Below are 20130 nucleotides of genomic sequence, written 5' to 3' on the forward strand. Positions count from 1 at the left end.
ATGATGTAAATTAATGAAATTGAGTCCCAAAAACATTGGGATGAAAATGGAAATATCATATAGAGAACGAGCAAAAATTTGGCTAACAATTGAAAATAACAGAACATCTTCCATATTAATAATATGTTACATCCAATGTTAATGCTATAGTTGTCTAGAAATTTAGAATTACGGCTATCTTTAGTTAATGAATTTCATTTTGATAGCGCCCTTAAATTTAATTCATATTGAAATTCTGTATTTTCAGGAATAAAAATACTTTTAGAATTTAATTTCAAGCTTATGAACCGTTGAAAAAATATAAATCTTTTATTTTTAAATATATAGTTAGAAATTTTTTATCTAAAAGTTTTAAAAATTTTTCCATAACTAAATGCTAGTAAAGAAATTCACTAGGAGGTGGCGTATTTCTTCATTTAGCTGTTTAACTGAACTGTTTTTACTATCTACCACAACATACCTATCGCCAACCCGTATCTTAGTAACATATATTTTTTTAACCTGTAAATATTGAGCGGGTCTACTAAATTCCTCTAATCTGGATTATAGTCGTTCTTGGAATTGTTCATAAATCATCGTTTTGCGCCTTTAACCATTCTGGGCGCTCACCTTTACCACAATAAAAATCAATAATATCTAATAGGCGAGGGTGAAATTTAAGCCAGTCATCGCCCATATCAATAATGTCTTGTTTGCTAAATTGACGCCATTCACTAGCTGAATGAACCTCACAACCTACTCTGACATTATCACCACATATTGAAATAAAATATTTTTCACCAAATATAATGAAAGTTGATTCAGGTAAATCAGTACTAGTCAGGTTAATATCTTGTAGATCTGCATTATTCAGATCAACACCTCTCAAGTCTGCATTACTTAGGTCTGCACTACTCAGGTCTGTATAATCCAGATCTGCTCCTTTCAGGTCTGAACCTTTCAGATCGGCTCCTTTCAGAGATGCACTTTTCAAATCTGTACCTCTCAAGTTAGCTTCTCTTAGGTTTGCTCCTCTAAGGTTGGCTCCTCTCAGATCTGCACCTCTAAGATTGGAGCCTCTAAGGTTAGCTCCTCTTAGGTCGGCATCATTTAGGTCAGCACCTCTAAGGTCAACACCACCTAAGTCAGCACCTCGAAGGTTGGCACTTCTAAGGTTGACACCACTTAACTCTGCATCTCCCAATTTGGCATTTTTCAGGTCTGCTTTTTCTCCGTTTTTGCCGCGAGAAAAGATCCAAATTTCATGTTGTTCCAATATTTCATTCATTTCATTACTGTTCATCAACCCACCATGTTTTATAAAGTCATCAGTTAGTTTAGTGATAAAATTATAAATGTAATATTCTAAATATCCATGTTGTTTTATAGACTCAATTGAAAATTCTAATATACACGTTTCTATTCTAGTTAATTCACTGTGTTAGTCCAATAAAAAGCTAATGAAAGGAAAAGGATTTAAGTAACATTCTTTTTTTGTATTACTCTAACTTTTGTTTTGCTAAGCAATATCTCTTCAATAGATTGCTATGGTGTAATAATTATAGATGGTTTGGAACTTTCTAGTTGTTTGTCATAGAGCACATTTTTCCAATGAGGATCGTCTCAAATGGCATTAATAACTTTATTTTCATAATCCATTTCTCTATTGAAGTTAACCATAGTTTAACCTATATTCGATATTTACTACTCTAATTTAGCTTTAGTAGGTTATAATCGAAAATAAAGATTTTGTTTATTGTGATTTATGTTTTATAACTTAATTAGGATTAACATTAAAAATTGATTATTTAAAAGATCACTTGAATAATGAAACAGATAAAAATATGCAAGATATAATAAATAATAATTTATTTAAAACGAATATTTAATTTAAGTAAAAATAAAAGGGAATGGATTAATATCATTCCCTTTTTATTTAATTATGAATAATAGACAATTTTTACTCTTTTGGCGCACTCTCAATTAAATCTGCTAACTTTTCAAGAGTTATTCTGAGAGGTTTAGGCATAGATTCTAATTCAATTGAATCCATTAAGTTTTTAACATATAGACCGAGCTCAGTATCTCCTTCAACAATTAAGCGACGTTGAAAAAAGAGTGTATCGGGGTCTTGCCGTCTAGTTGCAATCATTATCAGATCATTAGCATTGCCAATGAAGCTTACATCAGCAATTTCTTCACGACTGACAACTAATTTATTTTCTATTAGGCTAACAAACCATATTAATTGTAGATCTGTAACTTCAATTTTAAGCCAGCGATTTTCCAAAAAATCAAGATCACCATCTTCAAGTGAATGTTTAAATTGTAATTGTAACAATTGTTCAATAACTTGTTTTTTTAAATTAAAAGGAATACATCGTAAAGTAACTCCCAATACTTGAGGTGCTTTATCAACAAACGTTGAATGTATTTTTCCTAATAAATTGTGCTGGCTTTCTATCATTTACACATCTCCAGAGATCATTTTCTCATAAATATCTAAATCAGTGTTTAGATGCTCAAAAGTCTCTTCACTTACTTCATTACGAATTTTCATTTGTAATAGTGCGGTACGTTCTGCACCAATTGCAACCAAACGCATACGTCTTTCTAGATTTTCAGCTTCAAGGGCTTTTTGTTCTAAATCTTTAAGACCTGTTCTGCGTCTTAATGAACCGATAACACGCGAGCCAACTTCGTGAATTATTTCTTGATCCAAACCTGCTTCAGAAGTTTCTTGTAGTAAGTTGTTTTGCATTTTTTCTAGACTAATAATAGCTTCTTCCGCCATTTGTCCTTTCACTGTTAAAATTTCATTATCTTGTTTTGAATTATCTAAAATTACACTACCTCGTAATAAAATAGGTAATATAACTACTGCAACAATCAATGAAATTAAGATAATTCCTGTAGCGATAAAGACAAGTTGATATCGTCCAGCAATAGTCATTGGAATAGATAATACACCAGCTAATGTTATTGCTCCACGGACACCAGCAAAAGTTGAAATTAATAGATCACGATTTGTATATGCTCTAAATGCTAGAGGTCGTTTTGTTCCAAAAGGCATGGTTGGCATGTGTTTCATAGCCCATAACCAAGCAAATCTTGTTCCCATTAATACGATAAAAACAAATAAAACAATCAAGCATAACTGCCATAATTCAATTGATGCATCAGTTTGGTTTTCAGCAAAAGTATTATTTAAAATACTAGGTAATTGTATGCCTAACAGAACAAAAACAAATCCGTTGAATACAAAAGTTAACATTGACCATGCACTATCTGATTGTAAACGTGTTGTCAACGGCGCATTACGCATCATTCCTGAATGATTAACGGTCATACCTGCACTTACAGCTGCTAAAATACCTGAGCAATGGCATTCTTCAGCAATGATATAAGCCGCAAATGGAAGTAAGAATAATAATACAATTTGAATTGCTGGGTCATTATTAGTAAGTTGATTTATTTTGCGTAAAATTCTAGCATATAACCAAGTAAATAAAACTCCAACAGCTAAACCGCCAACAGCTACGACAAAGAAAGATATACTGATTTGCAATAAATCAAATTCTAGTAACCCAGTTGCGATTGCGATTGCAAACTTCAAAGAAACTAGACCTGAAGCATCATTCATTAAGGCTTCACCTTCAATGATTTCCATCTTTTCTTTTTCTATACGGCCTTTACCAACAATTCCACTTAAGGCAACAGCATCGGTAGGTGATAAGACGGCTGCAAGAGCTAAAGCTGCTGCTAGTTGAACGTTTGGTAACATCCAGTGAAGAATGTAACCTAAAGCGATGATTGAGATAACCACCAATACAAGTGCTAATCCAACAATCTCTCTGAAATTATATACAAAGTCTTTAACAGATGTTTTTCGACCATCAGCAAACAGTAATGGTGGAATAAATAATACAAGAAATAGTTCTGGATCGAATTTTACATAAACACCAAATGCAGCCAAAATGCAACCTAACAATATTTGCATTAGAGGTAATGGTATTTGGATTGGTAACATTTTAACAACGACACCAGAAAGTGATACAATTAATACAAGAAGTAAAATTATTGAAAAAAGTTCCATAGCTTGTCTTTTATTTATCCTATAATCCTATTGTTATTATTTGATTATATCGGATTTTTATCTTAATTTCAGGTTAAATTTCATAAAATTACTTAATTTTTGTTCATAAAATAATATTAATCAAAAAAACAATAATCTAATTAAAGGTTTTGCATGGAAAATTGGCATAGAGCATTTGTTTTGCATACGCGTACTCAGACTGAAAGTAGCTTATTAGTTGATCTATTTATTGAGCATGGTGGCAAAATAACCGTTTTAGCTAAAGGCGCTCGACGAAAAAAATCCTCTTTAAAAGGCCTTTTACAACCTTTTACTCCTTTAATAGTACAATATTCAGGTAAAGGTAATATAAAAATATTGCGTCAAGTTGAAGCTATATCTCTCACTTTACCATTAGTTTCGGTTTCATTATATAGCGCTTTTTATTTAAATGAATTATTACATCGAGTACTAATTGCAGATACTGAGATGCCAACACTTTTTGATGATTATTTAAAAAGTTTACAACAACTAGCACAGCAAGCTCCTGCTGAGAATGTACTGCGTACTTTTGAGCTATCATTATTAGAAAATATGGGGTATTTCGTTGATTTTTTTCATTGTAGTGCGACAGGAGATGATATTGTTGAATCAATGTATTATCAATATCAATCCGAAAAGGGATTTATCAGTAGTTTATTAAGAAATAGTACCAGTTTCACAGGTGAACAAGTATTGGCTTTGGGAAAGCGTGATTTTAGCACTCCTGATACACTAAAAGCAGCTAAACGCTTTACTCGAATGGCTTTAAAGAATTATATCGGTTCAAAACCTTTTAAGAGTAGGGAGTTATTTTTAAAAATTTAGACATTTTAATCTAATTTATTGTAAAAAATAGGCAATTATATCACTCAACATAGTGACAATGTCACTTCAAATAAATGTACTTATCATTATATTTTTTACTTGTATCTCCATTAAATATTGTCAAAAATTAAATCAAGTTTCACTTGACGCTCGAACGACTCACTCTCCATTAACATAGATAGTAGGAATTGATAATGTTGGGTTATGAATTCGTTGAATTAAAGTTTCAACCACAATTAGGGCGATACTAACCAAAGGTTGCTTATAGGTCGAAAGAAGTGTTGAAAGGAGGTATGCACAATCGGTATCATCAAGGTTGATTGTAAATAATTTTTGTTTTGGATTGACTCTCTGATTTAACAAAATTAATTGCATTGCCGTAAAGTCGTTACCACAAACAACGTATTTGATATTTAATTTAAACAAATGATTTATGACTTTTCATTTACTTATGGAATCTAAATTATCCAATCATTGGTAATTCCCGCATCAAATAGCGCTTGTTTATAACCGATAATTCTCAATTTCCGATCGCTACAAATAAAATGGCTGAAATTAATCCAGAATCAGGGTATTCTATGGTTTGGTATACGAGTTATATTGTTGGATGTTATCAAATTGTTCAACGTAAAGATTCAGGTTGGATGAATTGTGGAACCAATGGTGAAAATGAATACCCTGAATTTCCAACAGGATCGACTATATACAGCATATGGTCAATTTGATGATTGGCAAAAGTAAGCCGACAGTATGGAAAAAACATTGATGTCAAACAAGGAATAATTGAGAATGAATGACATAAAAGTAGTCGCAATAGGTGAGTTTTTATGGGATTGTTTACCTAATGGGAAAAAAATTGGTGGGGCTGCCGCCAATTTTTGTTATCATGCTAAATCTGCGGGGGCAAACGCTATATTAGTTTCTGCCATTGGTGATGATGAAAATGGTAAAGATTTAAGTAATCTGATTGAAAAACTGCAAATTCCACAACATCTTCAAATATCAAAGAATTATCCAACAGGTACTGTATTAGTCAAATTAGATTCAGACGGAAAACCGAATTATGATATAGTTAATCCTGTTGCTTGGGATGATATTCAGTTAACAGAGCAGCTATTAGACCTTATCAAGCAAGATAATTTAGATGCAATTTATTTTGGTAGTTTAATTCAACGCAATCAACAGAATCATGACTTACTAAAAAAAATTATTACTCATTGTTCACCACGAACCAAAATTATTGTTGATATTAATTTGCGTCAAAATCATTATAACCATTCAACTCTACTTTTTTGTATTGAACATGCCAATATCTTAAAGTTAAATGATGAAGAACTACCAATTATTGCAGACTTATTAAAAATCAAATCTGATCCAAAAGAACTTTTCGATTATCTTAACCAACATCATCAACTAGAGTTATTAATTTATACTTGTGGTAGTGATGGCAGTCATCTATTTACCAAAAGTGAGCAAGATTATTGTCCAGCAGAAAAAATCACAGCGATTGATACTGTTGGTGCTGGTGATTCATTTATGGCAATTAGTAGTGTGTTATATTTGAAAGGTAAAGCATTACAGGAAATTAATATTAAAGCAAATCGTATCGCTTCTTACGTCTGTACCCAAAATGGTTCAATGCCAGTTATACCTGAAATATATTTAGCAGAATTATAATTTTTTATAAGCCTAGCTGATTAGTTAAAAAACTAAAGCTAGGTAATTTAACTTATAATATTATAGTGTTACATAATTCTTATCTAATATTCATAAATACCATTAATAAATTGATTTTGAGCTTTTTAAGTTCATGAAATCATCATAGATGATTAATTCGATAAAAATCTAATTTTAAATCAAGTTTAATCCTATTTAAAAACCTTATAATAAGTGATAGTATACTCTGCTTATTTATGTACGCATGTGCGCTTTCGTGTGGCGCACCACTGTTATAAGGATTTATTATGCCAATTATTACTCTTCCTGACGGAAGTCAACGTCAATTTGATAAACCAGTTACTGTTCTAGAAGTTGCTCAAAGTATTGGAGCAGGGCTTGCTAAGGCTTGTATTGCTGGGCGTGTAAATGGTCAACGTAAAGATGCTTGTGATGTAATTGAAGAGGATGCAACATTAGCTATCATTACTGCCAAAGATGAAGATGGTTTAGAAATTATTCGCCATTCTTGTGCTCATTTATTAGGTCATGCTATTAAACAATTATGGCCTGATACGCAAATGGCAATTGGTCCAACTATTGACAATGGTTTCTACTATGATATTGATTTAGATCATTCTTTAACTCAGGAAGATCTTGATGCTTTAGAAAAACGCATGCACGAATTAGCAAAAAAAGATTATGAAGTAAAAAAAGAAGTTGTTAGCTGGGAACGTGCAAGAGAAGTATTTTGGGAACGTCGTGAACCGTATAAAATTGCTATTTTAGACGAAAATATTCCTAAAGATTCAACACCGGCACTCTATCATCATGAAGAATATATTGATATGTGCCGAGGACCGCATGTCCCTAATATGCGTTTTTGTCATCATTTCAAATTACAAAAAATTGCTGGTGCTTATTGGCGTGGTAATAGTGATAATAAAATGTTACAACGTATTTATGGCACAGCTTGGGCGGATAAAAAACAACTTGATAGTTATTTACAATTTTTAGAAGAAGCCGCTAAACGTGATCACCGTAAAATTGGTAAACAACTTGATCTTTATCATATGCAAGAAGAAGCACCCGGTATGGTATTTTGGCATAATGATGGTTGGATTATATTTCGTGAACTAGAAGTTTTTGTTCGTACTAAATTAAAAGAATACAATTATCAAGAAGTAAAAGGTCCATTTATGATGGATCGCGTATTATGGGAAAAAACAGGTCATTGGGGTAACTATAAAGAGTTAATGTTTGTTACTTCGTCTGAAAATCGTGAATATTGTATTAAACCAATGAACTGCCCAGGTCATGTACAAATTTTTAATCAAGGTCTAAAATCTTATCGTGATTTGCCTTTACGTATGGCTGAATTTGGTAGTTGTCATCGTAACGAACCGTCAGGTTCATTACATGGTTTAATGCGTGTTCGAGGCTTTACTCAAGATGATGCGCATATATTCTGCACTGAAGAACAAATTCGAGGTGAAGTAAACAGCTGTATTAAAATGGTTTATGATACTTACAGCACATTTGGTTTTACAGATATTACCGTTAAATTATCAACTCGCCCAGAAAAACGTATTGGTAAAGATGAAACATGGGATTTAGCTGAAAAAGATTTAGCTGAATGTTTAACTGAAAATGGTATTGAATTCGAATATTTACCAGGCGAAGGCGCATTTTATGGACCAAAAATTGAATTTACTTTACATGATTGTTTAGGACGAGCATGGCAATGTGGTACAGTACAACTCGATTTCATGTTGCCTGAACGTTTAGATGCGACTTATGTAGGTGAAGATAACGAACGCCATACACCGGTTATGATCCATAGAGCAATTTTAGGTTCAATGGAACGCTTTATGGGAATTTTAACCGAAGATTGTGCTGGATTCTTCCCTACATGGCTTGCTCCTTTGCAAGTTGCAGTAATAAATATTACCGATAATCAAGCTGAATATGCCAAACAATTAACCGAGCAATTGCAAAAAGTTGGAATTAGAGCAAAAGCAGACTTGAGAAATGAGAAAATTGGGTTTAAAATTCGAGAGCATACTCTAAAACGTGTTCCGTATATGTTTGTTTGTGGAGACAAAGAAATGCAATCAGGAACAATTTCAGTTCGAACTCGTCAAGGTAAAGATCTTGGTAGCTTTGAAGTGAAACATGTTATAGAATTGTTGCTTAACGAAATTCATAGTCGTTCATTAGAACAAATGAATTAATGATAAATTAATTTGGAGGAATGAGATATTAAAGTCAGTAAACGTATTCAGTCAACACGCGCGCATAAGATCAATGATGAGATTACTGCTCGCGAGGTGAGGTTAACCGGCGTCGATGGTGAACAGCTCGGTATAGTAAGCTTAGAAGAAGCTTTAAAACAAGCGGAAGAAGCAACTTTAGATTTAGTCGAAATAAGCCCTAATGCAGAGCCACCTGTTTGTCGAATTATGGATTATGGCAAGTTCCTCTATGAAAAGAGTAAAGCAACAAAAGAACAGAAGAAGAAGCAAAAGGTTGTTCAGGTTAAGGAAATTAAATTCCGACCTGGTACAGATGAAGGCGACTATCAGGTAAAACTCCGCAGCCTGATTCGCTTTCTAGAAGATGGCGATAAAGCTAAAGTCACGTTGCGTTTTCGTGGACGTGAAATGGCTCACCAACAGTTAGGTACTGAGATGCTTGATCGCATTAAAGAAGACTTAGCTGATTTGGCGGTTATTGAATCTTATCCAACTAAGATTGAAGGTCGTCAAATGATAATGGTGTTAGCGCCGAAGAAGAAGTAATGGTTTTGCAAGTTAATCTTTAGTTTTCTGAAAATTACACCATTATTTTATGTTTATTAACAATGCGAAGTGGAAATTTATAAAATGCCTAAAATTAAAACTGTAAGAGGCGCAGCAAAGCGCTTTAAAAAAACAGCTTCTGGTGGCTTTAAGCATAAACAAGCTAACAAGAGTCATATCCTAACCAAAAAATCAACTAAGCGTAAACGTCATTTACGTGGTTTGACTACTGTGTCAAAAGGCGATTTAGGTTTAGTTACTGCGTGTGTTCCATACGCTTAATTTATTGGTTAATTAATTAGAGGATATAGTTTATGGCTCGTGTTAAACGTGGTGTTATTGCTCGTGCACGTCACAAGAAAATTTTAAAACAAGCAAAAGGTTATTATGGAGCTCGTTCACGTGTTTATCGTGTTGCTTTCCAAGCAGTAATCAAAGCTGGACAATATGCTTACCGTGACCGTCGTCAGCGTAAACGTCAATTCCGTCAATTATGGATTGTCCGTATTAATGCTGCTGCTCGTCAATGTGGTCTTTCTTATAGTCGTTTTATCAATGGATTAAAGAAAGCTTCAATTGAAATCGATCGTAAGATCCTTGCTGATATTGCTGTATTTGACAAAAATGCATTTGCTGCATTAGTTGAAAAGGCAAAAGCTGCATTATAATAGCTTTATAAGAGCCGAGTTATCTCGGCTTTTATCATTTTATTGACAATATTATTTAAGAGTAAAGTAATTATGAAATTAGTTGTTTTTCGTTTCTTTTTTAGCTTCATTAAAAATTTTCATTCGTGAGGCAATGAAAAAACGAAAAATAATTATAAAAGCCTCAGGAGAGGCTTTTTTTATGTAATGAACAATAAGCAGGAGAATTTTATGTCTCAATTAGTTGAACTGGTAAGTAATGCCAAATCCGCTATTGAAAATGCTAACGACATTAATACGATCGAACAGATCAGAGTGGAATATTTTGGTAAGAAAGGCTACTTTACATTGCAGATGGCTTCTTTACGTGATGTTCCTGCCGAAGAACGCCCAGCAGTCGGTCAAAAAATCAATGATGCAAAACAAGAAGTTGTTGAAATATTAAATCAAAAACGCAATCTTTTAGAGCGTCAAGTCCTAGATGCAAAACTAGCAAATGAGACGATTGATATTACCTTACCAGGTAAATCTCTTGAGTTAGGTGGGTTACATCCAGTGACAAAAACAATCAATCGTTTAGTTGATTTTTTTGGAGAACTAGGCTTTTCGGTTGAAACTGGACCAGAAATAGAAGATGATTATCATAACTTTGATGCACTGAATATTCCTGCTCACCATCCTGCTCGTGCGGATCATGATACATTCTGGTTTGATGCGAAACGTTTATTACGTACCCAAACTTCAACTGTTCAAATTCGAACTATGGAAAATCAAAAACCGCCAATCAGAATCATCGCTCCTGGAAGAACTTACCGTAATGACTATGATCAGACTCATACTCCGATGTTCCATCAAATGGAAGGATTATTAGTTGATAAAGACATTAGCTTCAGCCATTTGAAAGGTTTATTACATGATTTTCTTCATTGCTTTTTTGAAGATAATATGGAAATAAGATTTAGGCCTGGCTACTTTCCATTTACAGAGCCTTCAGCAGAAGTTGACATTAAAGCTAAAAATGGTAAATGGCTAGAAGTATTGGGATGTGGAATGGTTCACCCTAATGTATTACGTAATGTTGGTATTGATCCTGAAATTTATAGCGGTTTTGCCTTTGGTATGGGAATAGAAAGATTGACAATGTTACGTTACGGTGTCACTGATTTGCGTTCTTTCTTTGAAAACGACTTACGTTTTTTAAAGCAATTTAATTAATTCTGGAGATCAAAACATGAAATTTAGTGAAAGTTGGCTACGTGAATGGATCAATCCAGAAATTAGTAGCGAAATGCTAGCCGACCAATTAACAATGGCTGGTTTAGAAGTTGATAATGTGGAAAAGGTTGCAGGAGATTTTACTGGTGTTGTGATAGGAAAAGTTGTTGAGTGTAAACAACATCCTAATGCAGACAAACTTCGTGTAACTAAAGTGGACATAGGTAAAGATGAATTACTTGATATTGTGTGTGGTGCACCAAATTGCCGACAAGGTTTAATGGTTGCTTGCGCTACTGTTGGGGCAGTTTTACCTGGTGATTTTAAAATTAAATCAGCAAAACTTCGCGGTGAGCCTTCAGAAGGGATGCTATGCTCTTATTCAGAATTAGGTATTACTGATGATCATAATGGTATTATTGAATTACCTGATAATGCACCTTTGGGAAAAGACATTCGAGAATATTTAAATCTTAACGATGTTATGATTGATATAAGTGTTACACCTAATCGTGCTGATTGTTTTGGTATTGTTGGTGTTGCTAGAGATATCTCAGCCGTTAATAATATTCCAATGAAAGAAATTAAAATAGCAAATGTACCAGCAACAATTTCTGACACCTTATCAATCCAAATAGATGCTCCAAAAGCAGCTCCTCGCTACTTAGGAAGAGTGATTAAAAATATCAATATCAATGCGACGACACCATTATGGATGAAAGAAAAGTTGCGTCGTGGAGGCATTCGTTCAGTTGATGCAGTTGTCGATATAACTAATTACGTATTACTTGAACTTGGCCATCCAATGCATGCGTTCGATTTAGATCAAATTGAAAAAGGTATTATTGTTCGTTATGCTCACCAAGACGAAGAGATGACATTGCTTAATGGTAATGAAGTAAAATTGAATGATAATACATTGGTTATTGCTGATCATAAAAAAGTCTTGGCAATTGCAGGTATTATGGGTGGTGAAAAATCAAGTGTAACACAATCAACTAAAGATATTTTTCTTGAGGCAGCTTTTTTTGCTCCATTAGCAATAACAGGTAAAGCTCGAGAATATGGTCTACATACTGAGGCTTCTCATCGCTATGAACGTGGTGTCGACCCTGCATTACAGTTTGTAGCAATGGAAAGGGCAACGCAATTATTAGTCGATATTTGTGGTGGGGAGGTTGGACCAGTTATTGAAGTTACAAATCAAAATGAATTACCCTCACAAGCAACTATAAAGTTACGCCGTAACAAAATTGATCGAATTATAGGTTATACAATTGAGACACAAAAAATTACAGACATTTTAGTTCGACTTGGTTGTGAAGTAGAATATCAAGACGACAATTGGATAATCAAATCACCTAGCTGGCGTTTTGATTTACAAATTGAAGAAGATTTGGTTGAAGAAGTTGCCCGCATTTACGGATATAACAATATTCCGAATGCAAATATGAAAATTGAATCGGTAATGCAACCAAAACCAGAAAGTATTATATCATTACGCCGAATAAAAGATTTATTGGTTGATCGAGGTTATCAAGAAGCAGTGACATATAGTTTTGTTGATCCTAAAGTTCAGCATATTCTTCATCCAAATGAACCGGCAATCACTCTACCAAATCCAATTTCCAGTGAAATGTCTGTAATGCGCTTATCATTATGGTCAGGATTATTAGATGCGGTACTCTATAATCAGAATCGACAACAATCTCGTTTACGATTATTTGAAACGGGTTTACGTTTTATACCAGATGAAAAATGTGAGTTTGGTGTACGTCAAGAATTCATGCTTTCTGGGATTATAACGGGTAACTTATACGAAGACCATTGGCAATTACCGAAAAAGAGTGTTGATTTTTATGATCTAAAAGGAGACCTTGAAGCAATTTTTTCATTGCTAGGTTGTGATGAACAAGTCCAGTTTAATAGATCTGAATTATCAGCTTTACACCCTGGACAAAGTGCAGTAATCAATTTAAATGATGAGGTTATCGGTTATTTTGGTGTTTTACATCCAGAAATCGAAAAAAAATTATCTTTAAATAGTAAAACGCTTGTTTTTGAAATAAATTTAGCTAAAATTAACTTTAAAAAGGTACCTGTTGCCCAAGACCTTTCAAAATATCCGTCAAATAAACGAGATATAGCGATTATTGTTTCAAATACAATTCCAGCAGCAGAAATTATTTCAGTGTGTAAACAAGCTGGAGGAGAGCAACTTATTAAAGTTAATCTATTTGATGTCTATCAAGGAGATAACATTAATGAAGATCAAAAAAGCCTTGCCATCAGTTTGATTTTACAAGACAAATCACGTACACTTGAAGAAGAAGATATAACAAACATTGTAAGCAAGTGTGTTACTGCTTTACAAAATCGTTTTAAAGCCCTATTAAGAGAATAATAACTATGACATTAACTAAAGCTGATATTGCAGATCGTCTTGCCGAAAAATTTAATATTGATCGTCAAGAAGCTAAAGTCCTTGTTGAACTTTTTTTTGAAGAGATTCGAGTGGCTTTAGAAAAAGGGGAACCAGTGAAATTATCTGGATTTGGTAATTTTGCTATACGTGATAAAAATTCACGCCCAGGTCGTAATCCTAAAACTGGTGAAAGTGTGGATATCTCTGCTCGTCGAGTTGTTACATTTAGGCCAGGTATTAAATTTAGAGAACGAATAGAAAATAATTTAGCTCTATAATTTATGATGTAGAATTAAATTTTCTATACTCTTATTAAAATCGACCTTTCTTTATCTTTGAGGTTAAAGAAAGGTCGATTAGATGTTGTATAATAAAATAATATTTGAAATAATTTTATAATTAAAGCATAATACACCCTTTCCTATGGAGGCTCTATGGGTCCTCTTGCAACATTTTTTTGCTCATCAGGTCAGGTCCGGAAGGAAGCAGCCAAAGTAAAAAATATGTGTGTGAGATGTGGCTGATAGGGTCTCCACCACAAAATATTTTTAGATTAAAGTTTTTGTTTTATAAGAAAAATAAGAAATGCTGTATAAGGAAATTTATTTTGAAATTACCATCCCTTCTTCCAATAACACTAGCCATGATTTTAAGTGGTTGTTCGGTTTTACCACATTCTGGACCAAGCTTTTCTTCAATAATAAATATAAATAAAAATAATTCCAAACAGGATGAAATTTATAGCAAAGTTAATTTAGTTGATTTAAATAATTCAATCGATTTCACTAAAGAAGCTAACTCTTCCAAAAATCCTTTAAGATTTATTAATGAAACAACTAATAATCAGATTCAAAAAGTTGATAGAATTGGGAAAGGAGATAGTCTAAAAATTTCAATTATTGAAACTCCACCTGCAATATTATTTACAGCTACAAGTGATACTGGAGCACCAAAAACTGGATTGACTGATTTACCAGTCGTGACGGTTGATTCAAAAGGACTTATTTCATTACCGTTTGTTGGAAATCTAATTGTTGATGATAAAACCGCTGAACAAGTACAAAATGAGATAGTCGAAAAACTTTCAGGTATAGCGAATAGACCACAAATAATTGTTACAGTTTTAGAAAAGAGATCTTCAACAGTAACAATTATTGGGGATAAATTTAGTGGAAAAATGCCACTAACAGCTAAAGGCGAACAATTATTAGATGCTGTTGCCGTGTTAGGCAATAATATGTATGATATTAAAGATACATTAGTTCAACTTACACGTAATAAAAAGAATAGCCAAATCCCATTAAGTTTAGTTCTATCAAATCCTAAATTTAATATTCATCTTCAGCAGAATGATATAATTACCTTAATTAACAAGCCAAGTTCTTTTATTTCAATGGGGGCAACCGGATCAACCAGAGAAGTACGTTTTGAAGCTATAGGGATCAATTTATCTCAAGCATTAAGTCGTATTGGTGGGTTAACTGATAATAAAGCAAATGCGAAGGGTGTGTTTGTATTTAGATATCAAGATAAACTATTAACCAATAATAAAAAAGAAACTATTCCAACAATTTATCAAATAGACTTAACTAATCCAAATTCTTTTTTCATTATGAAAAATTTCCAAGTCCAAAATAATGATATTGTTTATGTTGCTTCTGCACCAATTGTTGAACTACAGAAATTCTTATATGCTGTGTTTTCACCAAGTGTAGGAATGATTAATCAAGTTAGTCAAATTACAGAATGATTTTTTAATTAATAAGATAGGCTTGGTATCATTATGTTTTTATTCATTAAGTTGAAAAAAAGATGGTTACTGCATTTACTCGTTACACTACCAACTTTATTATCAATAATTTATTTTGGATTTATAGCAGAGAATATATATACATCTGAAGCTACATATATCATACGTTCCTCTGATACCCAGTCATCTTTGGGAGGATTAGGAACTTTTTTTTCAAAAGTTGGTCTTTCTCGTTCTAATGATGATTCATATGTTGTTCTTTCTTACATAAAGTCTAGAGATGCATTATCTTCTATTGAAAAACTGCTACCAGTTAAACAATGGTATACTCAAAAAGGAGATATAATTGCTCGTTTCAATGGATTTAATTTTGATTTTATGAATAAAAATGAATATTTTTATCGCTATATGAGAGATATGATAACTGTTAACTTTGATAGTTCTACGGGGATTGCAACAATAAGTGTTAATGCATTTGATATGCAAGATGCATTTAATATTAACGAAAATTTATTAAAACAAGCTGAAGGCTTTGTTAATCAAATAAATTTACGTGCTAAACAAGATCTTATTACTGCATCTCTAGCTGAACTGAAAAATGCTGAATTACAGATGAAAAAAGAAGCTAATGCACTATCAGAATTTCAAAAGAGTAAAAATAAAGATGCTAATCTAGCTGAGTATCAACAAATTCTTATAAATAATACAGTTGCTAAACAGCAATTCGAGGCTGCTACATTGTCTTTACGTAATGCTCAAGTAGAGATAACTAAAAAACAACTCTATTTAGAACGAATAGAGCAACCAAGTGTTTCAGATGTTTCATTCAAACCTGCACGAACTTATTATACGATCTCAACTTTTATAATAAGTCTAATTATATATGGCATAGTTAATTTGATAATAGCAGGCATAAGGGAGCACAAAGATTAATGAGTGAAGTTATTTCTAAAACTCCATTTTGGCACTCACTCATTATACAAATTAATGTGTTAAAAGCTTTAATATTGCGAGAGATTATAACTCGTTATGGTCGTAATAATATTGGTTTTTTATGGCTATTTGTTGAACCTATGTCATTGACTTTATTGATAAGCTTAATGTGGTATTTTTTTAAAGTTAATGCTTTTTCTAATCTCAATATTGTTGCTTTTGTAATAACAGGCTATCCTATGGCAATGATGTGGCGTAATAGTTCATCTCGAGCAAAAGGAGCTGTTAAGGCTAATCAAGCATTATTATATCACCATAATATACGTATTTTAGATCTTGTATATGCGCGCATTTTTCTTGAAATAATAGGAGCTAGTGCCGCACAAATATTTGTAATGATAATTTTTATATTTATTGGATTAATTTCCATACCTAATGACCCATTTTATATGCTTTGTGCCTGGGGTTTGATGTGTTGGTTTTCTCTTGGATTAGGACTTATTATTTTTGTTTTATCAGCTAGGTTTGAAGCTTTTAATAAAATATGGGGAACGTTGAGTTTTATCTTGATACCCATTTCAGGTACTTTTTTTTGGGTAGATACTTTTCCCAATGAAATTAGAAGGTTGTTACTTCTAATTCCTCCCATTCATGGAACTGAGATGTTCCGTTCTGGATATTTTGGTTCATCTGTCACTACTCATCAAAGTATAAGTTATCTAATTTTATCCGATATAGTTATGTTGTTTATTGGATTGGCGATGGTTAAAATTAATGAAAACCATATACTTGAGGAAGGGTAATGATCATAGTGGATAATGTATCTAAAAGATATATAACTCGCAAAGGTTATAAGACTGTTTTAAATAATGTTAGCTTTACACTACAACGAGGAGAAAAGCTTGGAATTCTTGGGCGTAATGGGGCAGGTAAGTCAACATTAATAAGGCTTATCAGTGAAATTGAAAAACCAACATCAGGAACCATCAAACGTAGTATGACTATTTCATGGCCCTTAGCTTTTTCAGGGGCTTTTCAAGGTAGTTTAACTGGAATGGATAATTTACGATTTATTTGTAGAATCTATCAAAATGATATAAAAAAAGCCAAAGAATATGTTGAGGATTTTGCTGAACTAGGCGAGTATCTATATGAACCTTTAAAAAAATATTCTTCAGGTATGAGAGCACGTTTGGCTTTTGCATTATCTTTGTCAATAGAATTTGATTGTTATCTAATCGATGAGGTTATTGCTGTAGGCGATTCAAGATTTACACAAAAATGTAAAAAAGAACTATTTGAAAATAAAAAAGATCGTTCCCTAATATTAGTTTCACACAATATGAAGGCAATTAAAAGCTATTGTGATAAGGCAATGGTTTTAGATGAGGGAAATTTATACCAATTTCAAACTATAGATGAAGCTTATAATTATCATAACAATCAACAAAAATTAACATAGTAACCTCTAAATTATTTATGCAAAAAGTTGCCGTTTTCTCAAAAAAAATTTCTAATATTAAAAATATTAATAATTTTTTCCCTGATTTATGTTTTATGTATAAAAATACAAATAAACAAGCTAATGCGATTGCAGGTTGGGGATATCGACTTACAACAATAAAAGCAAGAAAATATGCAATAGAAAATCAACTACCATTCATTTCACTTGAAGATGGTTTTTTACGTTCCGTTGGGCTAGGATTAGATGGTTTTTCTCCACTATCACTTATAGCAGATAAATTAGGGATTTATTATGATGCTCGATCTCCTTCAGAATTAGAAAAATTGATAAAAGATAAAAGCCGTTTACTTCTTCACTTAAATGATGCAACTGAAGCGATAAAATTAATTATTGATAATGAATTAACAAAATACAATCATGCACCAGCCTTTACAGGCTTTAGTAATGAACACCACCTTCAAAATAAGAAAGTTTTAGTAATTGATCAAACTCTTGGAGATATGTCGGTCAAATATGGTGGTGCAGATCAACAAACTTTTCTTGAAATGCTTGATAAAGCTATAAAGGAAAATCCTAACGCAACTGTTTACATTAAAACACACACTGATGTAATTAATGGATATAAAAAAGGTTTTTTAACTAGTAACTTAAATAATACCTCCGTAATTCTGTTTAGTGATGATATCAATCCTATTTCACTTTTAAAGCATGTTGATAAAGTCTATGTAGTTACATCACACATGGGATTTGAAGCTCTTTTATTAGGAAAAGAAGTTATAACATTTGGTTTACCATGGTATGCCGGATGGGGATTAACAGATGATAGACATAAAAATATAAAAAGTTTAAAGCATAATAATAGACGGAGCGAGGCAACTATTATTGAATTATTTACAGCAAGTTATATTCTATATTGCCAATATATAAATCCAAATACAGGTAAAAAAGGGACTATTTTCGACGTTATTAATTACCTAATCAAAATTAAAAAATTAAATGATAAATTACGTGGTTCTGTTAAATTAGTTGGATTTTCATTTTGGAAGAAGCACGTATTGTTGCCATATCTAAATCTTCCCTCCATCCAAACTCATTTTTATTCTATAAATAAGTTTATAAATAATGAAAATCACAATAAATTAAATCATAAAGTCAAATCCCAAAAAATATTAATTTGGGGACAAGGTAAAAAAAATATTAACTCTATTCTTCAAAATGGACAATTTCGTACTATGCGTATTGAAGATGGCTTTATTCGATCAATTGGATTAGGTTCCAATTTAGTAATGCCATATTCATTAGTAATTGATGAGATAGGTATTTATTTCAATTCTCAACAAGTTAGTGAGTTAGAGTTATTATTAGCTACCAAAGTAGTGACAAAGGAAGAACAACAACAAGCCAATTCATTACAACAATTACTAATAGAAACAAAGTTAGGCAAATATAATGTTGGTTATGAAAAGAATATTAAACCACTTGATACAAACTCCAAAATAATATTAATACCAGGTCAAGTTGAAGATGATGCATCAATAATTTATGGATCACCAATAATTAAAACTAATTTAGAACTCGTACAAATTGTGAGGCAAAAAAATCCGGATGCTTATATTATTTATAAACCTCATCCAGATGTTTTAAGTGGTAATCGAATAGGAAAGATAGGCGAAGCAGAATTAAAAAAATATGTTAATGATATTGTTGAATTTGTTGATATTATTCATTGCATTGAACAGGTGGATGAAATTCACACAATTACATCATTGGCGGGTTTTGAAGCTTTAATCCGTCATAAAAAAGTTGTTTGTTATGGCCAACCATTTTATTCTGGCTGGGGGTTAACTAAAGATATATATCCAAACTCTAGAAGAAAACGAATTTTATCATTAGATGAATTAATTTACATTGTAATGTACGAATATCCGATATACATTCACCCACAAAGTCTGGATTTTACAGATCCGGAAACATTGATTAAATATTTAAATAATAAAAAATTGGAAAAGATGCGACCAATCAAACAATTTTGGTTAAAAAAGCAACTCCAAAAAATAAAGCAGATTCTCCTTCTTATTATTAAAATGAAGTTTAGTAAATGTAATTGATTATATAAAACTGAATACATTATAACATAATTTATTGTATAAAATTTTATCAGATTTTTTCAAAAATCTAATATAAGTTTTATTTTTTACAAAAAACTATTACTTATACATGTAATTTGGTCAAAAATAATCCTAATAAATTTTACAAAATTTTAATATTAGCTTATTATAATGGTAAATTAGTAATAAATGTTATTATGCTTTATAAC

19 protein-coding genes and 1 other RNA gene are annotated in these 20130 nt (G+C 32.2%); 16 read left to right on the top strand and 4 right to left on the bottom strand.

Going from position 1 to position 20130, the window contains the following annotated elements:
* Positions 1–565 precede the first annotated feature (565 nt).
* The 3 genes from GAPWK_RS07165 to GAPWK_RS07175 all read right to left on the bottom strand — a co-directional run bounded on the left by GAPWK_RS07165 (position 566) and on the right by GAPWK_RS07175 (position 4075).
* Positions 566–1282 carry a pentapeptide repeat-containing protein gene (locus GAPWK_RS07165; protein ID WP_025315567.1) on the bottom strand — a complete coding sequence of 239 codons (717 nt, stop codon included), beginning with the start codon at positions 1280–1282 and terminating at the stop codon, positions 566–568.
* Positions 1283–1939: 657 nt separating this feature from the next.
* Positions 1940–2446 (bottom strand): ubiquinone anaerobic biosynthesis accessory factor UbiT, encoded by a 507-nt coding sequence (gene ubiT, locus GAPWK_RS07170; RefSeq protein WP_038517330.1) that lies wholly within the window; start codon positions 2444–2446, stop codon positions 1940–1942.
* Positions 2447–4075, bottom strand: coding sequence for a Na+/H+ antiporter (locus tag GAPWK_RS07175; protein ID WP_025315568.1), 1629 nt, complete (start codon positions 4073–4075; stop codon positions 2447–2449).
* Between the two features lie 153 nt (positions 4076–4228).
* Between GAPWK_RS07175 and recO the strand changes: the two genes are divergently transcribed.
* Positions 4229–4921 carry a DNA repair protein RecO gene (gene recO, locus GAPWK_RS07180; RefSeq protein ID WP_025315569.1) on the top strand — a complete coding sequence of 231 codons (693 nt, stop codon included), beginning with the start codon at positions 4229–4231 and terminating at the stop codon, positions 4919–4921.
* Between the two features lie 159 nt (positions 4922–5080).
* Here recO and GAPWK_RS07185 read toward each other — a convergent pair whose 3' ends face one another.
* Positions 5081–5296, bottom strand: coding sequence for a hypothetical protein (locus GAPWK_RS07185; RefSeq protein ID WP_025315570.1), 216 nt, complete (start codon positions 5294–5296; stop codon positions 5081–5083).
* 170 nt (positions 5297–5466) lie between these two features.
* Here GAPWK_RS07185 and GAPWK_RS14890 point away from each other — a divergent pair, with 170 nt between their 5' ends.
* From GAPWK_RS14890 to GAPWK_RS07255, 15 genes are all read left to right on the top strand, one after another.
* Positions 5467–5646 carry a hypothetical protein gene (locus GAPWK_RS14890; protein ID WP_038517333.1) on the top strand — a complete coding sequence of 60 codons (180 nt, stop codon included), beginning with the start codon at positions 5467–5469 and terminating at the stop codon, positions 5644–5646.
* 64 nt (positions 5647–5710) lie between these two features.
* A complete protein-coding gene (locus GAPWK_RS07195; RefSeq protein ID WP_025315572.1) occupies positions 5711–6598 on the top strand; it encodes a carbohydrate kinase family protein in 888 nt (295 codons plus the stop codon).
* A gap of 287 nt (positions 6599–6885) precedes the next feature.
* Positions 6886–8811: a threonine--tRNA ligase gene (thrS, locus tag GAPWK_RS07200; RefSeq protein ID WP_025315573.1), complete on the top strand. Its 1926-nt coding sequence runs from the start codon at positions 6886–6888 to the stop codon at positions 8809–8811.
* Between the two features lie 27 nt (positions 8812–8838).
* Positions 8839–9378 (top strand): translation initiation factor IF-3, encoded by a 540-nt coding sequence (infC, locus tag GAPWK_RS07205; protein ID WP_025315574.1) that lies wholly within the window; start codon positions 8839–8841, stop codon positions 9376–9378.
* A gap of 84 nt (positions 9379–9462) precedes the next feature.
* Positions 9463–9660, top strand: a complete 198-nt coding sequence (gene rpmI, locus GAPWK_RS07210) for a 50S ribosomal protein L35 (protein ID WP_025315575.1) — start codon at positions 9463–9465, stop codon at positions 9658–9660.
* Between the two features lie 32 nt (positions 9661–9692).
* The gene (rplT, locus tag GAPWK_RS07215; protein ID WP_024496189.1) at positions 9693–10046 is read left to right on the top strand and encodes a 50S ribosomal protein L20; all 354 of its coding nucleotides are present in this window, start codon (positions 9693–9695) and stop codon (positions 10044–10046) included.
* A gap of 210 nt (positions 10047–10256) precedes the next feature.
* Positions 10257–11240 (top strand): phenylalanine--tRNA ligase subunit alpha, encoded by a 984-nt coding sequence (gene pheS, locus GAPWK_RS07220; RefSeq protein ID WP_025315576.1) that lies wholly within the window; start codon positions 10257–10259, stop codon positions 11238–11240.
* Between the two features lie 16 nt (positions 11241–11256).
* The gene (gene pheT, locus GAPWK_RS07225) at positions 11257–13644 is read left to right on the top strand and encodes a phenylalanine--tRNA ligase subunit beta (protein ID WP_025315577.1); all 2388 of its coding nucleotides are present in this window, start codon (positions 11257–11259) and stop codon (positions 13642–13644) included.
* A gap of 5 nt (positions 13645–13649) precedes the next feature.
* Positions 13650–13943 carry an integration host factor subunit alpha gene (locus tag GAPWK_RS07230; RefSeq protein ID WP_025315578.1) on the top strand — a complete coding sequence of 98 codons (294 nt, stop codon included), beginning with the start codon at positions 13650–13652 and terminating at the stop codon, positions 13941–13943.
* 155 nt (positions 13944–14098) lie between these two features.
* Positions 14099–14194, top strand: an RNA gene (gene ffs, locus GAPWK_RS14590) — signal recognition particle sRNA small type.
* Between the two features lie 78 nt (positions 14195–14272).
* Positions 14273–15415, top strand: coding sequence for a polysaccharide biosynthesis/export family protein (locus GAPWK_RS07235; protein ID WP_025315579.1), 1143 nt, complete (start codon positions 14273–14275; stop codon positions 15413–15415).
* A 33-nt stretch (positions 15416–15448) separates the two neighbouring features.
* Complete coding sequence (locus GAPWK_RS07240; protein ID WP_025315580.1) at positions 15449–16348, top strand: hypothetical protein; 900 nt, start codon at positions 15449–15451, stop codon at positions 16346–16348.
* Entirely contained in the window at positions 16348–17151 is an 804-nt protein-coding gene (locus GAPWK_RS07245; RefSeq protein ID WP_025315581.1) for an ABC transporter permease, read from the top strand. The genes GAPWK_RS07240 and GAPWK_RS07245 overlap by 1 nt, the downstream gene beginning before the upstream one ends.
* Positions 17151–17810 (top strand): ABC transporter ATP-binding protein, encoded by a 660-nt coding sequence (locus GAPWK_RS07250; RefSeq protein ID WP_025315582.1) that lies wholly within the window; start codon positions 17151–17153, stop codon positions 17808–17810. The genes GAPWK_RS07245 and GAPWK_RS07250 overlap by 1 nt, the downstream gene beginning before the upstream one ends.
* 17 nt (positions 17811–17827) lie before the next feature.
* On the top strand, positions 17828–19921 hold the full coding sequence (locus GAPWK_RS07255; RefSeq protein WP_025315583.1) for a capsular polysaccharide biosynthesis protein: 2094 nt from the start codon (positions 17828–17830) through the stop codon (positions 19919–19921).
* The last annotated feature ends 209 nt before the right edge of the window (positions 19922–20130 follow it).

The organism is Gilliamella apicola (assembly GCF_000599985.1).
Classification (GTDB): Bacteria; Pseudomonadota; Gammaproteobacteria; order Enterobacterales; family Orbaceae; genus Gilliamella; species Gilliamella apicola.

Bases quoted from the DNA above. Each gene is read 5' to 3' on its own strand.
- GAPWK_RS07165 (WP_025315567.1), bottom strand. From the start codon at position 1,282: ATGAACAGTAATGAAATGAATGAAATATTGGAACAACATGAAATTTGG.
- ubiT (WP_038517330.1), bottom strand. From the start codon at position 2,446: ATGATAGAAAGCCAGCACAATTTATTAGGAAAAATACATTCAACGTTT.
- GAPWK_RS07175 (WP_025315568.1), bottom strand. From the start codon at position 4,075: ATGGAACTTTTTTCAATAATTTTACTTCTTGTATTAATTGTATCACTT.
- recO (WP_025315569.1), top strand. From the start codon at position 4,229: ATGGAAAATTGGCATAGAGCATTTGTTTTGCATACGCGTACTCAGACT.
- GAPWK_RS07185 (WP_025315570.1), bottom strand. From the start codon at position 5,296: ATGCAATTAATTTTGTTAAATCAGAGAGTCAATCCAAAACAAAAATTA.
- GAPWK_RS14890 (WP_038517333.1), top strand. From the start codon at position 5,467: ATGGCTGAAATTAATCCAGAATCAGGGTATTCTATGGTTTGGTATACG.
- GAPWK_RS07195 (WP_025315572.1), top strand. From the start codon at position 5,711: ATGAATGACATAAAAGTAGTCGCAATAGGTGAGTTTTTATGGGATTGT.
- thrS (WP_025315573.1), top strand. From the start codon at position 6,886: ATGCCAATTATTACTCTTCCTGACGGAAGTCAACGTCAATTTGATAAA.
- rpmI (WP_025315575.1), top strand. From the start codon at position 9,463: ATGCCTAAAATTAAAACTGTAAGAGGCGCAGCAAAGCGCTTTAAAAAA.
- rplT (WP_024496189.1), top strand. From the start codon at position 9,693: ATGGCTCGTGTTAAACGTGGTGTTATTGCTCGTGCACGTCACAAGAAA.
- pheS (WP_025315576.1), top strand. From the start codon at position 10,257: ATGTCTCAATTAGTTGAACTGGTAAGTAATGCCAAATCCGCTATTGAA.
- pheT (WP_025315577.1), top strand. From the start codon at position 11,257: ATGAAATTTAGTGAAAGTTGGCTACGTGAATGGATCAATCCAGAAATT.
- GAPWK_RS07230 (WP_025315578.1), top strand. From the start codon at position 13,650: ATGACATTAACTAAAGCTGATATTGCAGATCGTCTTGCCGAAAAATTT.
- GAPWK_RS07240 (WP_025315580.1), top strand. From the start codon at position 15,449: ATGTTTTTATTCATTAAGTTGAAAAAAAGATGGTTACTGCATTTACTC.
- GAPWK_RS07245 (WP_025315581.1), top strand. From the start codon at position 16,348: ATGAGTGAAGTTATTTCTAAAACTCCATTTTGGCACTCACTCATTATA.
- GAPWK_RS07250 (WP_025315582.1), top strand. From the start codon at position 17,151: ATGATCATAGTGGATAATGTATCTAAAAGATATATAACTCGCAAAGGT.
- GAPWK_RS07255 (WP_025315583.1), top strand. From the start codon at position 17,828: ATGCAAAAAGTTGCCGTTTTCTCAAAAAAAATTTCTAATATTAAAAAT.